Origin of the sequence: Flavobacterium sp. EDS, assembly GCF_020991525.1 — a bacterium.
In the GTDB taxonomy this organism is placed as follows: domain Bacteria; phylum Bacteroidota; class Bacteroidia; order Flavobacteriales; family Flavobacteriaceae; genus Flavobacterium.
In genome coordinates, this window is record NZ_JAJMOZ010000005.1 from 126199 (window position 1) to 142091 (window position 15893).

The 15893-nt window shown below is 31.4% G+C and carries 20 protein-coding genes; 18 read left to right on the forward strand and 2 right to left on the reverse strand.

Translation table 11 applies throughout. The features are described 5' to 3' along the window. Window positions 1-75 precede the first annotated feature (75 nt). The 18 genes from LPB87_RS09525 to LPB87_RS09610 all read left to right on the forward strand — a co-directional run bounded on the left by LPB87_RS09525 (window position 76) and on the right by LPB87_RS09610 (window position 12645). Window positions 76-588 carry a ClbS/DfsB family four-helix bundle protein gene (locus LPB87_RS09525; protein WP_230727748.1) on the forward strand — a complete coding sequence of 171 codons (513 nt, stop codon included), beginning with the start codon at window positions 76-78 and terminating at the stop codon, window positions 586-588. A gap of 236 nt (window positions 589-824) precedes the next feature. Next, the gene (gene ribB, locus LPB87_RS09530) at window positions 825-1493 is read left to right on the forward strand and encodes a 3,4-dihydroxy-2-butanone-4-phosphate synthase (protein WP_230727749.1); all 669 of its coding nucleotides are present in this window, start codon (window positions 825-827) and stop codon (window positions 1491-1493) included. Between the two features lie 3 nt (window positions 1494-1496). Further along, on the forward strand, window positions 1497-2066 hold the full coding sequence (locus LPB87_RS09535; protein ID WP_129539193.1) for a Crp/Fnr family transcriptional regulator: 570 nt from the start codon (window positions 1497-1499) through the stop codon (window positions 2064-2066). Between the two features lie 182 nt (window positions 2067-2248). After that, window positions 2249-2830, forward strand: a complete 582-nt coding sequence (locus LPB87_RS09540; protein WP_230727750.1) for a TIGR00730 family Rossman fold protein — start codon at window positions 2249-2251, stop codon at window positions 2828-2830. A 20-nt stretch (window positions 2831-2850) separates the two neighbouring features. Further along, window positions 2851-3399, forward strand: a complete 549-nt coding sequence (locus tag LPB87_RS09545; protein WP_230727751.1) for a hypothetical protein — start codon at window positions 2851-2853, stop codon at window positions 3397-3399. A 30-nt stretch (window positions 3400-3429) separates the two neighbouring features. Next, window positions 3430-4080: a hypothetical protein gene (locus LPB87_RS09550; protein WP_230727752.1), complete on the forward strand. Its 651-nt coding sequence runs from the start codon at window positions 3430-3432 to the stop codon at window positions 4078-4080. Window positions 4081-4084: 4 nt separating this feature from the next. Continuing rightward, window positions 4085-4465, forward strand: coding sequence for a VOC family protein (locus tag LPB87_RS09555; RefSeq protein WP_230727753.1), 381 nt, complete (start codon window positions 4085-4087; stop codon window positions 4463-4465). A gap of 54 nt (window positions 4466-4519) precedes the next feature. Then, on the forward strand, window positions 4520-5278 hold the full coding sequence (locus tag LPB87_RS09560; protein ID WP_230727754.1) for a hypothetical protein: 759 nt from the start codon (window positions 4520-4522) through the stop codon (window positions 5276-5278). A gap of 45 nt (window positions 5279-5323) precedes the next feature. After that, window positions 5324-5716 (forward strand): ACT domain-containing protein, encoded by a 393-nt coding sequence (locus LPB87_RS09565; RefSeq protein WP_230727755.1) that lies wholly within the window; start codon window positions 5324-5326, stop codon window positions 5714-5716. 169 nt (window positions 5717-5885) lie between these two features. Then, on the forward strand, window positions 5886-6398 hold the full coding sequence (locus LPB87_RS09570) for a DUF1772 domain-containing protein (RefSeq protein ID WP_230727756.1): 513 nt from the start codon (window positions 5886-5888) through the stop codon (window positions 6396-6398). A gap of 265 nt (window positions 6399-6663) precedes the next feature. Continuing rightward, window positions 6664-7422, forward strand: coding sequence for a methyltransferase domain-containing protein (locus tag LPB87_RS09575; protein WP_230727757.1), 759 nt, complete (start codon window positions 6664-6666; stop codon window positions 7420-7422). Between the two features lie 22 nt (window positions 7423-7444). Then, complete coding sequence (locus LPB87_RS09580) at window positions 7445-7909, forward strand: SRPBCC family protein (protein WP_129539202.1); 465 nt, start codon at window positions 7445-7447, stop codon at window positions 7907-7909. A 30-nt stretch (window positions 7910-7939) separates the two neighbouring features. Further along, complete coding sequence (locus LPB87_RS09585) at window positions 7940-8740, forward strand: class I SAM-dependent methyltransferase (RefSeq protein ID WP_129539203.1); 801 nt, start codon at window positions 7940-7942, stop codon at window positions 8738-8740. 28 nt (window positions 8741-8768) lie between these two features. Continuing rightward, complete coding sequence (locus LPB87_RS09590) at window positions 8769-9194, forward strand: DUF3995 domain-containing protein (RefSeq protein WP_230727758.1); 426 nt, start codon at window positions 8769-8771, stop codon at window positions 9192-9194. Window positions 9195-9247: 53 nt separating this feature from the next. Beyond that, window positions 9248-9703: a GyrI-like domain-containing protein gene (locus LPB87_RS09595; protein WP_230727759.1), complete on the forward strand. Its 456-nt coding sequence runs from the start codon at window positions 9248-9250 to the stop codon at window positions 9701-9703. A gap of 123 nt (window positions 9704-9826) precedes the next feature. Beyond that, complete coding sequence (locus tag LPB87_RS09600; RefSeq protein ID WP_230727760.1) at window positions 9827-10399, forward strand: Crp/Fnr family transcriptional regulator; 573 nt, start codon at window positions 9827-9829, stop codon at window positions 10397-10399. A 78-nt stretch (window positions 10400-10477) separates the two neighbouring features. Next, a complete protein-coding gene (locus tag LPB87_RS09605) occupies window positions 10478-10924 on the forward strand; it encodes a carboxymuconolactone decarboxylase family protein (protein ID WP_129539207.1) in 447 nt (148 codons plus the stop codon). A 293-nt stretch (window positions 10925-11217) separates the two neighbouring features. Then, window positions 11218-12645, forward strand: coding sequence for an L-serine ammonia-lyase (locus LPB87_RS09610; protein WP_230727761.1), 1428 nt, complete (start codon window positions 11218-11220; stop codon window positions 12643-12645). 215 nt (window positions 12646-12860) lie between these two features. Here the strand turns inward: LPB87_RS09610 and LPB87_RS09615 are convergent, their stop codons facing one another. Continuing rightward, window positions 12861-14579: an ATP-binding protein gene (locus LPB87_RS09615; RefSeq protein WP_230727762.1), complete on the reverse strand. Its 1719-nt coding sequence runs from the start codon at window positions 14577-14579 to the stop codon at window positions 12861-12863. A gap of 140 nt (window positions 14580-14719) precedes the next feature. Further along, a complete protein-coding gene (locus LPB87_RS09620) occupies window positions 14720-15847 on the reverse strand; it encodes a sensor protein KdpD (protein WP_129539210.1) in 1128 nt (375 codons plus the stop codon). Window positions 15848-15893 lie beyond the last annotated feature (46 nt).

The window sequence follows — 15893 nt, forward strand, 5'->3', positions numbered from 1 at the left end:
GACAGGTACAATTGGAGGCTTTTCGATGGGAATAATTATATGGAAAACAATTGATTTTATACTAAAATTTTAGACATGGCTGTACCACAAAATAAGACAGAACTTTTAAAAGAGATTGAAATAACATACACAAAACTTAAAGAGGATTTAAAAACTATTCCTGTTGAACTAACAAACGAGAAAACACTTGAAGGTCATTCTAAAAATACCCTAATGACTGTAAACAATCTAGTTTCATACTTAATTGGCTGGGGAGAATTAGTTTTAAAATGGCATCATAAAAAGAACAATAATGATTCTGTAGATTTTCCCGAAACTGGTTATAAATGGAACGAGTTAGGCAAACTTGCCCAAAAATTTTATACCGATTATCAAGATTTAGATTTTATAGCTCTTCAGGAAAAATTAGATACAACTGTAGATGAATTACAAACCTTGGTTAAAAGCTACGATAACAACACACTTTATGAGCAAGAATGGTATGAAAAGTGGACAATGGGAAGAATGATACAATTCAATACCTCATCCCCATATAAAAATGCCAGAGCCAGAATAAGAAAATGGAAAAAAGAAAATAACTTACTTTAAAACATTAAAATCCCAAACCTATATGAATTAGTTTGGGATTTTTTTTTGACATACATCAATGTTTTCTCTTTATTATTTAAACAATTTTGTCACATAAAAATTTAATAATGAACAAAAAAGTATTTCGAATACGTGATTTTTTTTTATCGTAATCAGCCAAATGATTATCACAGTATTCATGGGGTTACGCAAATTATTCTTAATACTAAAAAACTAGTTCAAAAAACAACTTCAAAATGAATAGTGCAATAGAAAATGAAAATCCGTTATTATTATTTGGTACAAATAGTCAAGAGCGGGTTGAGAATGCAATTAAAGAACTTAAAAAAGGAAAAGGAATTTTATTAATTGATGATAAAGACCGTGAAAATGAAGGCGATTTAGTTTTTTCGGCTCAACATATGTCAGTCGAAGATATGGCATTAATGATACGTGAATGCAGCGGAATTGTATGTCTTTGCCTTACCAACAAAAAAGCAGATGAATTAGAATTGCCTTATATGGTAAAAGAAAATACTAGTCTCTTTCAAACTCCTTTTACAGTTTCTATAGAAGCAAAAGAAGGGGTTACAACAGGGCTTTCCGCATCAGATAGAATTCAAACCATAAAAACAGCTTCTGCAGCTGATGCAAAAGCTTCAGACTTAGTGAAACCAGGGCATATTTTTCCATTAAGAGCAAATGACAATGGTGTTCTAGAAAGAAACGGACATACTGAAGGAAGTGTAGATTTAATGAAATTATCAGGTTTAAAACCAGAGGCTGTATTATGCGAATTAATGAACTCAGATGGGACAATGGCAAGATTACCCGAAATTTTATCATTTGCCAAAAAGCACCAATTGCTTGTTTTAACAATAGCTGATATTATACATTATCGTAAATTTGTTAAAGATTTTATTTAAACCATGAAAGAGCAATTAATCAAATACATAAAAGAAGTATCAACGGTTACAGACGAAGAACTAGAAAAAATAATAAGCTACTTTAATTCTTTAGATGTCGAAAAGAATGAGCTCTTGGTTCTTCCTGGGCAAACCACTCAACGAATGTATTTTATTTGCAATGGTTGCTTACGCATCTTTTTTATAACCGAAGAAGGGCAAGAAGCAACACGCTATTTGGGTTTCGAAAGTAATTTTGTAACTGCTCTATCTAGCTTTGTATTAAATGAACCCTCTTTAGAATTTGTTCAGGCCTTAGAACCAACAGAATTACTTTATATTTCACGTAAAGACTTTTATCACTTGCTGGAAAGCATCCCTAATTGGGGTAGTTTTTACAGGCATTATATGGAAATGGCATATGTTACCAATACCAAAAGACTCATGTCGTTCTTAACACAAAATGCAACCGAAAGGTATAAACATTTATTAGATACTAATCCAAAAGTAGCACAACGCTTGTCTAACAAAATAGTTTCTTCCTACCTCAACATCTCTCAGGAAACATTAAGCCGAGTAAAATCTAAGAACTAACTCAAATCTCATTTCAAAATATAAACAGGCAATACTAGTTTCTAGTCATTGCCTGTTTTCTTTTAGATGTACATCTATATTTTTCATAACTTCGTTTACTCTTTCAAAAGCAATTAAACGGTAATAACAACTTAAAATTTTGATTACCAAAAAACTTACACTACTAATATATAAAATTGAATATGAACCGAATTACAGTTTTTTGCGGATCAAGTTTCGGAAACAAAAAAGAATATGAAACTCAAGCCTTTCAACTTGGACAAATAATGTCTGAAAATAGTATTGATTTAGTTTATGGTGGAGCCAAAGTTGGTCTTATGGGAGCCGTTGCTGATGGAGTTTTGAATAAAAACGGGAAAGTAATTGGTGTCCTGCCAGACTTTTTAATGAAGAAAGAAATTGCTCACGATAATTTAACGGAACTAATTATCGTAAAAAGCATGCATGAAAGAAAAACTAAAATGAACGAATTAAGTGATGGCGTAATTGCTTTACCTGGTGGATTCGGAACGCTGGAAGAGTTTTTTGAAATGCTTACATGGGCGCAACTCGGACTTCATAAAAAACCAATAGGAATTTTAAATATCGATGGATTTTACGATTTATTACTAGAATTTATACTAAAAATGGTAAATGAAGGTTTCTTAAAAGAGATCAACCAACAAATGATAATCGTAAGTACAGATTCACAGGATTTACTCCTTAAAATGAAAAGTTACGTAGCACCAGAAGTTGGGAAATGGATTAAAAAAGGAAATGAATAAATCATTTAAAATCAAAAAACATGCCTTTAGATAATTTAAATTTAGAAATTCCAAAATTGATTTTTAATGCAAGCGGAGAGTTAATAATCCTTCCTTCCCCTACTTCATCCAAAGATGATTTTGATTTTTTTCAAGGGAAAACTAACATCATAAATAAAAAACTAAAATACCGATTCTCTGATTGTACAGAATGGATTGAATTTCCATCGACTCAGGAAATGTATAAAGTTCTAAACGGAATTGGCAATATTGATAATTATCTAGCCGAATTTGATGGTGTTCCTTTTGAAGGAATGACTGTTCGGTTATTTAATCCTGAAACAAAATTATGGAGTATTTACTGGTCAGATTCTAATACAGGCGTTTTAGATAAACCAGTTATAGGATCATTCGAAAAAAAAGTAGGTCATTTCTTTTCAAGAGATATGTACGAAGGCAAGAAAGTAATTCAGTTATTTCGTTGGGACGCCAGAGATAAAAAAAATCCAATTTGGAGTCAGGCAATGTCAGCTAATAATGGAGAAACTTGGGAATGGAATTGGTATATGTACATGACCAAAGTGAAATAGTTTTTTAACTAAATCATAAAAATATTAAAAATGGAATTGATTAATACTATTGAAATTTCACCTTCAGAATACTCGAGTAATGATTATAAAAGCCCTAATTCTAGCTCTCTAGAGAGTAAAAATGAATGGTATAATTATTGGAAAAAGTGCATCAACGATAGCAATTTAACAGAATTAGAACCCATCGAAAAAGGGAGTTATTTTGTTGATCTAAATACTATAAATGATACTAGCTTAAAAATAATTCTACTAAAAGCACTTAAAGAAATTGACATCGAGAATATTGATGATGAGATCTTACCTTTTAATGGTGGAATTGTATTAAAAATTAATGACCAAAAATTTATTGAACCAAACTGCTGTTGCGATATTGGAAATTTAGCTGATTGGCTAGATATTTTAATTGCCCAAAAAGAAGAATGGCATCAACTATGGATTGGGCATCCTTGGATTTATTATAAAATAGCCGATGATTTAATTTATTTCTCTGATTACACTGATGAAAATGACAGTCTAAACATAAAAGAAAAATTCTCTATTCCTAGAAATGTATTGGGAGATAAATTAAAAAAAATTGAGCAACAGAGAGAAGAATTCAGATTAAAAATAGAAAGAAATCTTATAGAATTAAATATTCAGCAACCAGACAAAATTGCTAACTTACTAACAGGCTTAAACTAAAAGCATGAAAAACAAATCAAATCCAGTTGTCTATTTTGAAATTCCTGTAACCGATATAGAAAGAGCCATACAATTTTATACAGCAGTATTTAACTTCGATTTTGAGCGAGATATTATTCATGGTAACGAAATGGCATTTTTCCCTCTAATCGAAGGTAATAATGGAATTTCTGGTGCTTTGGCTAAAGGAGAAATATACAACCCTACTATAAACGGAACGCTTATATATTTTAACACCGAAGATATCGATGTAACTTTGAATCTTGCAGTAAAAAATGGTGCTGAAGTTTTATTTCCAATAACATCAAACGGAGCATATGGTTCTGTAGCCGAATTTAAAGATTGCGAAGGAAACAGAATTGCATTACATATGGCTAATCAATAAAAATATAGTCTATTAAAAAGAAATACAAAAAGAAACAATACTTTAATAATCAAAATGGAAGCATTAAAACAGAATGAAGTACCTACTCAAAAAATTTATAAAGACCGAGCAATCTGGGTTGGAACATTTTTAGGTGGACCTCTTGCTGCAGGTTATTTAATAGCCGAAAATTTTAAGGTCTTTAATGAAACTCAAAAGGCAAAAACAACATGGATAATTGCAATTATAGCAACAATAATAATTTTTAGTGGAGTCTTTTTAATTCCTGAAGATGTAAAAATTCCAAATCAGATAATACCCTTAATATATACTGGAATTGCTTTTTATTGTGTGCAACATTATCAGGGACAAAAAATAAATGAACATATAAATTCTGGTGGCGCATTTTATGGTTGGTGGCGAACAATTGGAATTGGATTCATTGCCCTTTTAATCACATTTAGCATTATCATTTGTGTCTTATTGTCAACAGAAACAGAGCAACTTAATCAAGTAACAAAAAAATATGGGACTGCAGAGAATGAAATTATTTATGAAGAAAACATACACGAAAATGAAGTTAATCAATTAGCAGAAGCTTTTGAAAAAACTACCTTTTTTGGAGATACAAACAGAAAATATGTATTCTTAGCAAAAGTTAATTCTACTTATGAAATTTTCATTTCTTGTGATAAATCAATTGAGAACGATTATGAAATGCAAGGGCATTTTATGCAACTAAGAAATGAAATACAAATTGAGTTCCCTAATAATAAGATTGTATTTAATTTAGTAGCAGAAGGTATTGATGATGTTGCAAAACGAATCGAGTAATAATTTCCATAATAGCATAATCTAAAATAAAAACAATCCATTAAAATGTCTGGAGAAAAAGATTTAGAGAAATTACTCAAAAGCATGAAACCCAAACACAATGTTGGCGATTATGTTTTTTGCACCGCACAAAGTCTTGAAAATATAGCTATCAAAGATATTGTAATGTCATTTACAGAAAGTGAAGGCATTACTTTAATCTTAAAAAAAGAAATTGCCGACGAGCTAAAACTTGATTATTCAGTTGTAATGTCGTGGATAACACTTACTGTGCATTCCTCATTAGAAGCTGTAGGTTTAACTGCCGCTTTCGCGAAAGCATTATCCGATAATAACATTAGTTGTAATGTTGTAGCTGCATTTTATCACGACCACATTTTTGTAAACAAAAAAGACACAGACAACGCCATGACTATTTTAAATAAATTTTCAGAATAAAGTTAATCCATATTTCATGACAACAGATATCATAGAAATAAACAACTTCGTCGTTTTAATCGAACAAGCGAATTAAAAAAAAACTTTTCGAACAAATTTTAATCCACTTAAAACAAACAACTTATAATCAATAGTTCTAATTTTATCATGCTAATTAAACATCATAATCATGGAACCATTTATTGTCGACGCAAAAACTATTGTTTTATTACTTACTACATTATTAACGGGACTTTTGGCTGGAATATTTTTTACTTGGTCAAATGCTATAACTCCAGGTATTGGCAGACTTGATGATATAAATTATCTCAGCGCATTCCAAAATATGAACAGGACTATTGTAAACCCATTATTCTTAATTATAATTATGGGACCTGTGTTTTTATCTTTTGTTACAGCGTATCTGTATAAATCCAATCATTCCTATATTTTATGGCTATTACTCCTTGCCGCAATACTATATTTTGTAGGCGTTTTTCTAGTAACAATCATCGGGAATATTCCGCTAAATAATCTTTTAGACAAAACCGATTTAACCAATATATCACTAGAAGAGGCAAGAAGTTTAAGAGACAAATTCGAACTTAAATGGAATAATCTACATCTGGTTCGAACTATAACATCAACTCTATCATTCCTCTTATTAATTATAGCGTGTTTGTTTAGAAATAGTAACTTTTAATCTTAAAACAAAACAACAAAATTGTCATAGTTTCATACCAATAAATTGTTTTGGATTCTTATTACAGAAGTCGTTGTTATTATATACTTTTATTAAAGTTTAAAACCAGATCACAAAACATACAATCGTTACAAAAAACCTTGTTAACTCTGCGAAAATCTTTGCGCCTTTGCAGTTAATTTTTAAACTACAGATTCCTGTTTTTAACTAAATAAAAAGCTTTAATTTCCTTAACTTCGTTTTCCACATAAAACCTCTGCAAATTATGGCATGGAATCCTGAAAAATACAACGAGTTTAAAGCACTTCGCTACAAACCTTTCTTTGATTTAGTTGCCCATATTGTGGATAAACCAAATATGAAAGTCATTGATTTAGGTTGTGGAACTGGAGAGTTAACCCATATGCTATCCGAAAGACTAACTAATCCATCAGTAAAAGGCATCGATTCCTCGAAAGAAATGCTGGAAAAGGCCAAAAAATTTACCTCGATACAATTTGATCAAAAAACAATTGAAGAACAAATCAATACGGGAGAAAAATGGGATTTAATTTTTGCAAATGCATCTATCCAATGGGTAGATAATCATGAAAAATTATTTCCTAAAATTATATCGTTATTAAATTCCGATGGACAATTGGCAATCCAAATGCCTTGTCAAAACGAAAATTTACTCAATCAGATTGTAATCGAATTGGTTCAGGAAGAACCGTATAAAAGTGCATTGAATAATTGGAAACGACTTTCTCCAGTGCTCTCAATGGATGATTACGCACAAATTTTATTCGAAAATAGCGGTACCGATATAATAATTTACCAAAAAGTATATCCCATGATAGCTAGCTCTCATGACGAATTATATGAGTTCATTCTAGGTTCAACCTTAGTTCCCTATTTCGAAAGATTAAAAGGCGAAATTAAAGAACAATTCATCAAAGAATTTAAAATAAGAATCGCCAAAAGATTTAGTAAAACACCATCATTATACGCATTCAAAAGAATCCTCTTATATGCAAAATTCTAAATCTAACTAAAAAAAAATCTCTATGAGTAGCAATCCAAAATCTGTTGAAGCTCAAATGCTGATAAGAAAACCAGCTGCAATTGTTTTTAATGCATTTATTGACCCAAATGTAACAAAGAACTTTTGGTTTACAAAAGGAAGTGATAAACTGACTGTAGGCAAAAACATAATCTGGGAATGGGAAATGTATAACGTATCAACGACTGTTTTTGTAAAAGAAATTATCGAAAACGAAAAAATTTCTATTGAATGGAATGAACCTAAAACAACCGTTGATTTCGAATTCAAAAAAATAACAGACGATACCACTTATGTAGTTATCAAAAACTATGGCTTTGATAAAGAAGGCGACGAACTCTTAAATATAATCAAAGATGCTACTGGCGGATTTACTACAGTTCTCGACGGATTAAAAGCCTATTTAGAGCATAATATCAACCTGAACCTTATAGCCGATAAATTCCCTAAAGAAGCTTTTAATAAATAAAAAAAGACATTATCAAATCATATTAAAAAAATGAGCTCAGAAAACAATTATATAGAAGTCAATAAAGAATCATGGAACAGTCGGGTTGAGTCACATCTTAAATCTGATTTTTATGATTTAAAAGGTTTCCTAAAAGGAAATACTTCATTAAACAGTATCGAATTAGAATTACTAGGTGATATAAAAAGAAAATCAATCCTGCATTTGCAATGTCATTTTGGTCAAGACACCATTTCTTTAGCAAGACTTGGCGCAACTGTTACGGGTGTCGATTTATCAGACAAAGCAATAGATGGCGCAAACAAACTAGCAAAAGAAGCAAATGTTGAAGCATCATTTATATGTTGTGATATCTACGACTTACCAAACCATCTAAACCAGAAATTCGATATTATCTTTACAAGTTACGGAGCGATTCCATGGCTACCAGACCTCGATAAATGGGCAAAATTAATCTCTGATTTCCTTAAGCCAAATGGAAAATTAATCTTTGCAGAATTTCATCCAGTCGTTTGGATGTTTGATGATAATTTTGAAAAAGTAGGATATAATTATTTCAACTCGGGAGCAATAATAGAAACTCAAGAAGGAACCTACGCCGATAAAAATGCTCCAATACAACTAGAATATGTATGCTGGAATCATAGCATGAGTGAGGTAATAAATAGCCTAATTAAAAACGGACTGGAGCTAAATTCCTTAAATGAATTTGATTATTCGCCATACAATTGCTTCAATAACACCATAGAATTTGAACCAAAAAAATACAGAATAAAACATCTGGAAAATAAAATTCCAATGGTGTATTCAATAGCTGCAACAAAAAAATAGCAAGCTCAAAAACATAACTCATTACATTATGCAAACAACAATTGGATTTATTCTCGTTTCCATTTTTCTATTCCTAGCTGGAATTCATATTTATTGGGGATTTGGCGGAAAATGGGGAAATGATGCCGCAATACCAACAACCGAAAACAATAAAAAAGTAATCGATCCAAAACTAAAAGAATGTATGGTAGTTGCAATTGCACTACTTAGTCTTTCGGTTATCGTTTTAGTAAAATCCGAAATAATAGCTTTTAGTTTACCTAATTGGCTGCAAGAATATGGGCTTTGGATTATTTCGATATTGTTTATTGTGAGGGCAATTGGCGAATTCAAATATGTGGGATTTTTCAAAAAAGTCAAGACCACAAAATTTGCACAAATGGACACAAAATACTTCTCACCATTATGTTTATTAATTTCTTTTTTAGCAATTACATTAGCATTTACAACATGATTATTTGAACTACTTTTACATACAATAACATTATAAATTGAAATCAAAAAAAAATGGAATTAATTACTATCGAAGAGTTTTTCATTATCGGTTTATCGATAAGAACTACCAATGAAAATGAACAATCAGCAACGGATATTCCTGCACTTTGGAATAAATTCATGACTGAAAATACAATCGAAAATATCCCGAATAAAACAGATAACTCTATCTATTCTGTCTACACCGAATATGAAAAAGATTATACCAAACCATACACTACAATTTTAGGTTGTAAAGTTTCAAGTTTAGAGAATATCCCAGCTGGAATGACTGGAAAAACTATTGCAAAAGAAACCTACAAACAATTTACAGCCAAAGGGAATTTAGCAGATGGTATAGTAATCCAGAAATGGATAGAAATTTGGAATACTGACCTCAACAGAAAATACACTGCCGATTTTGAGATATACGGAGAAAAAGCATCCAACCCTGAAAATGCTGAAGTGCCTATTTTCATAGCTCTTTAGTTGTTTTTTAGATTCTCTCACAAAGTCACTGAGTCACAAAGAAAACAAATTATATAAACTAAAACTTTGCGACTTTGCGAGAATTTATAATTACAACATTTATATATTAAAATAAAAACAATAATGCAACCAAACCTAATTGAACATATAAAAAAGTACGTCGAACTAAACGATGAACAAAATCAATTGGTTTTGGCTAATATCATGCCTATTGCCCTAAAAAAGAAAAGCTATTTACTAGAAGAAGGACAAATATGTTCTTCACTTTATTTTGTGGAAAAAGGATGTTTGCGTTTCTTCTTTATCAATGATAAAGGAACCGAACAAATCACACAATTTGCAATCGAAAACTGGTGGATTGCCGACTATATGAGTTTTGATACACAATCGCCATCACAATTTTACATTCAGGCAATCGAAAACACCGAAGTATATGCTTTTGATTATCACAATCAGGAAAAAGTATTTAGCCAATTACCACAACTAGAACGTTACTTCCGTCTTGTTTTACATAGAGCTTATTCGGCTGCACAATTGCGAATGAAGTATTTATATGATTTTACAAAAGAAGAGAGTTATCAGCATTTTATCACCCGATTTCCTGAGTTTGTACAGCGTATCCCGCAATACATGCTGGCATCCTACTTAAATCTTACTCCAGAATATTTAAGCGAAATAAGAAAAAATACCTTTTAATTTCATTTCTTAAACCAGCTTAAGATTTTTGATAATTGCTATAAATACCTTTGCCTAATAATCTAAAACAAAGAAATCATGAGTAAGAGAATTAAAATTGCACAAACCCAACCAACAGCAATAAAACCATTATTGGATTTGAATACCTACTTAGATTCAACTCCTTTAACCCACACACATCACGAGTTAATAAAAATTAGAACATCACAAATAAACGGCTGTGCGTATTGCATCGATTTACATACAAAAGATGCCCGCAAATATGGCGAAACCGAACAACGTATTTATTTATTGAATGCTTGGAGAGAAGTTGATTTTTACTCAGAAGAAGAAAGAGCAATTTTAGCTCTAACCGAAGAAATTACATTAATCAGTAACGGAGGAGTTTCAGACGAAACCTATCAAAAAGCTGCTAGTTTATTTGATGAAAACTATTTATCAAATATCATAATGGCTATTATTACAATAAATGCCTGGAACAGAATTGGGGTTACAACCGAAATGAAACCAGCTCTAACTCGCTAAAAAATAAAAATTTTAATCATTAAGATATTAAGCACTAAAACTTAATAGTTCTTAATATCTTAATGGTTCATAATAATTTTCGTTAGTTTTTCTGATACTTTTTTTATTAATTAAAACTAAAACCCTAATTTTTAGATAACCAGAAAATTATAATCAATATTTTTCACATTATTATTTTATTGCCAAATTATTAATATTAAATAAAAATTTTAATAAATACGCAACATTAACAATTCTTCTTTTAATTTCATTGCATTATTCAATTATCTTTGTGATAACAAAATTATAGTATAATGGAAGAATGTATATCGGTTTTTGATATGCTTAAGATTGGTGTAGGACCTTCAAGCTCACACACCCTTGGACCTTGGCGTGCAGCAGAACGTTTTCTAGCTGAGTTAAAAAGTGAAAATCTGTTTTCTCAAATCACTCGTGTCAAAGTCGATTTGTATGGCTCTCTTTCTTTAACGGGAAAAGGTCATGCTACCGATTTGGCAGTTATGTTAGGATTAAGCGGTCAAGATCCCGAATATATTCCTATAAATGACATTGCAGGAATTATCAAATCTATCGAAGAAACTAATACAATTATCCTTGGAAATGAGATAACGATTCCGTTTTTCTTTTTACAAGATATTGTTTTCAATAAAGAATTCTTGCCGTTTCATGCCAATGGTTTAAAATTTACGGCCTATGCCAAAGATGATTCTGAATACGAGTCTATCTTCTACTCTATTGGTGGAGGATTTGTAGTCAAAGAAGAGCGTGAAAATGCCAAAATAAAATCGGAGATCAAATGTGCTTTTCCGTTTCCTATACAAAACGCAGCAGAACTTTTAAATTATACCATTGCTCAAAACAAATCCATTTCGGAAATAGTTTATGAGAATGAAAAATCGATGCGTTCTGAAGAATTCATTAATAACGAATTAATGCGTATTTGGAATACAATGCTAGAATGTATGTACATCGGTTGTCACTCTGAAGGAATACTTCCTGGTGGACTAAATGTGCGTCGTAGAGCATTTGATATGCACCAAAACCTCATCGGTTTATCTAATTATAATTCTCCACAAACATGGCTAGAAGAAATAAGAAAAACCGAAGTAAAATTTCGTCAAATCCTAAAATGGGTAAGTTGTTTTGCACTTGCGGTAAATGAAGTTAATGCAGCTTTAGGACGAGTGGTTACTGCTCCTACCAATGGTAGTGCTGGAGTAATTCCTGCCGTTTTAATGTATTATCTAGTAATCGAGAACCATAATGCAGGCGAAAAAGAAATCAAACAATTCCTGATGGTTGCAGGCGAAATAGGAAGTATCTTCAAAAAAGGTTCTACAATTTCTGCAGCAATGGGAGGCTGTCAAGCCGAAATAGGTGTTTCATCATCTATGGCAGCAGCAGCACTTTGCGAATTAATGGGCGGAACTCCTGCACAAGTTTTAATGGCTGCCGAAATCGCCATGGAACATCACTTAGGATTAACCTGTGACCCAATTGGAGGATTAGTACAAATACCTTGTATCGAAAGAAATACTATGGGAGCTATAAAAGCGATCAATGCAGCTGAATTAGCTTTAGAAACCGATTCGAAAAATGCAAAAGTACCACTAGATAAAGTCATCGATACTATGTGGCAAACTGCAAAAGATATGAATTCTAAATACAAAGAAACCTCCGAAGGAGGATTAGCAATTGCCGTGAATATGGCGGATTGCTAGTATTCAGTTGCAGTTTTCAGTACAAGTCGCAGTAATAGATTTCAGTTATAAAAAAAAGTGTTCAGTCACAGTCGCAGTTTAAAAAACTACAAGATTGTACTGAACACTTTTTTATTTTATAGATTTCAATCACTGAAAAACCGCCACTGAATACTAAAACCTTTTACCACAAACAACAGAAACCGAAAACTGCGACTGGAACTAAATACTGAAAGCTAGGCTTTCAACAGTTTAAACCAAAAAGAACTTCCTAATCCCAACTCACTTTCTACACCAATAGTTCCGTTTTGTGCTTCGATAAATTCTTTACTAATCGACAAGCCAAGTCCTGTTCCTGATTTATGGCTTCCTGGTATCTGGAAAAATTTATCAAATACTTTCGACTTATAATGACTATCAATACCTTTTCCAGTATCGACTACCTCAAAAACAATCTGATTTTTCTCTTTTTTAAGTTTAACTGTTATACTACTTTTTTCATAAGAATATCTGATAGCATTCGTTAAGAAATTAATCATCACCCAAGTCGTTTTCTCCGAGTCGGCTTTAATATCTGCAAGATTAGATTCACTTTCGACAATCAATTCAATTTGTTTTTGTTCTGCTTGAACTTTTACAGCCTCCAGAGCGTATTCTATCACTTTATACGGACTACATTGTCCAATATTAAGTTTGATATTACCCGTTTCTAGTTGTGCCAAATCAAGTAATTCACCCGTAATTTTCAACAAACGCTGGCTATCATCCTTAATACTATCAATTAATTGTTTCTGTTCTTCATTAATGGCACCTGTATTAGGCTTTTCTAATAATTGAAGACTTAATTTAATTGACGAAATAGGAGTTTTTAACTCATGTGAAACTGTTGCTATAAAATTAGTCTTAGCAAAGTCAAGTTCTTTAAACAGTGTAATATTTCGTAAAATAATTACTTCCCCTATATTAATAGCTTCATCCTCCCCTGTTGGTGTAATTGCAATAGTAACCTTCTCCTTATCAAAATAACTTTCTTTTCCATCGGCAAAAATTTTCATAGGATGTGCTTTTGTACTTTCAAGATCATTAATGATTAAAGATTTCATCAAATCGTTTTTTAAAGCCAAAGTTGTAGCCAATTCACCAATTACTTCTTCCGATTTCATTCCAATAATCTTAAGTGCTTCATCATTTACAAATAAAACTTTTCCTTGATTATCCAACCCAATTATCGGATCATGCATATTGTTTATTAAAGTCTCTAAGCGTTTCTTCTCGAATGATAATTTATATAAATTACTATCATGATATTCCTTGAGCTTCTCTGCCATTGTATTAAATGATTTTGCCAAATCACCAAATTCGTTATGATTCATAAAATGAACACGTTCTGAATAGTTTTTATTAGCGATTTGCTTAATACTTTCTGTCAATTCTTTGATTGGATTTGCAATATTATTGGGTAGATTAATTAATAAATTAAACGCAATTAAAAAACAAAGTGTACCAACAATTGCAATCGAAAAATTAGCCGTTTCTGCAGTTTTTTTTGCAATATCCCCTTTCAGTTTCATTGCGTCCATATTGAGTTTCATGATTGCAAAAATATCTTGGCGTACCTGACTTTTTAATGCTTCATTATTCCAATTATGCTCTAATTTATTAAAACTTTCTTGTAAATTATTTGTCGCTTTGTCTTCCCCATTTTCTGTTACATTAATAAGTTGTTTTTTCAAATTATCTCTAAAAAAAACAATTGCTTTATTATCAATATCATTTGCTGTATCAAGCGAAGTCAGCATATTCCTAGAATATTCTAATGTATTATAATTTGCTTTCAAGATATTTTCGGTGTCCTCTTTTATCAAAAAAATATAAAAGGCACTTACTAATGAAAGAATAATTATCATTAAGAATAACAATCCAACACCCAGATTTAATTTTGTTTTAATTTTCATCACGCATGTTTTAAAAACAAGTTTTTTTATTTATTACTTAATCCACATAAGTTTTTCGAGAAAATATAAGTCGTTACATAAAAACAAAACTTACACGAACTTAAATTACTAATATGTTTTAAAATTATAATTTACATTTTTTAAGATAAAACAACAAGGTCAACATTCGATAAAGAAAGGCGATTTAATAATCGTCTAAAAATCGAAGTTGACAAAATTACTTTAAATAAGTTAAAATGGGGTTTCCCTATACATACTGTTGTAATTTGTTTTTGTTCTACAATAGTAAGTATTGTATTGGTAATATTAGTGCCTTCTATTTTAATTACCTCAGCACCGAGTTCTGTAGCTAATTTAAAATTATTAATTAAATGACGTTGCTTATCAAGAGCAATTTTATCACTACTTTCCTTTGGTAATTGAACATACAATACATACCAGTCACTATTATAATAACTAGCCAATCGAGCTGTTTTTCTAATAATATTCTTTGCTGTTTTTTCATTACTGCTTATACAAGCCAATAATTTTTCATGTCGCAACGCTTGCGTTTTAGGAACCTCATTTTCTACTTTTCGCACTACCTGACTTGCAACTTCTTTTAGAGCCAATTCTCGTAACTGCAAGATCTGATCAGACTTAAAAAAATTATTCAATGCCGTCTGAATTTTATCAGCCGTATAAATTTTCCCTTCCTTTAATCTGTCAATTAAATCCTCCGATGTCAAATCGATATTTACAACCTCATCTGCTAGTCGCAATACATTATCTGGAATGCGTTCTTTAACATCAACATTGGTTATGCGTTTTACATCTTGATTTAAACTCTCGATATGCTGAATGTTAACTGCCGAAATCACATTTATTCCAGATTCTAAAATCTCAAGAACATCTTGCCAGCGTTTTTCATTCTTACTTCCTTCAATGTTTGTATGTGCTAGTTCATCTACAATAACCACCTCAGGTCGCAGGTTAATTATAGCCTGCACATCCATTTCTTCCAGTTGCTTTCCTTTATAAAAAATAGAACGACGCGGAATCACAGGTAAACCATCCAGCAATTCATGCGTTTCCTTACGATTGTGTGTTTCTATATATCCGATTTTTACATCAATTCCATTTTTCAACAATGTATGCGCTTCCTGTAGCATACGAAAAGTTTTGCCTACACCAGCACTCATACCAATGTAGACCTTAAACTTACCTTTACGGGATTTCTGAATTAAATCGAGAAAGTGCTTAACATTATTTTCCTTTTCGCTATCCATATTTTATTGCATTATGCTATAAGCAGTAAGCTTTAAGCAATGCGAC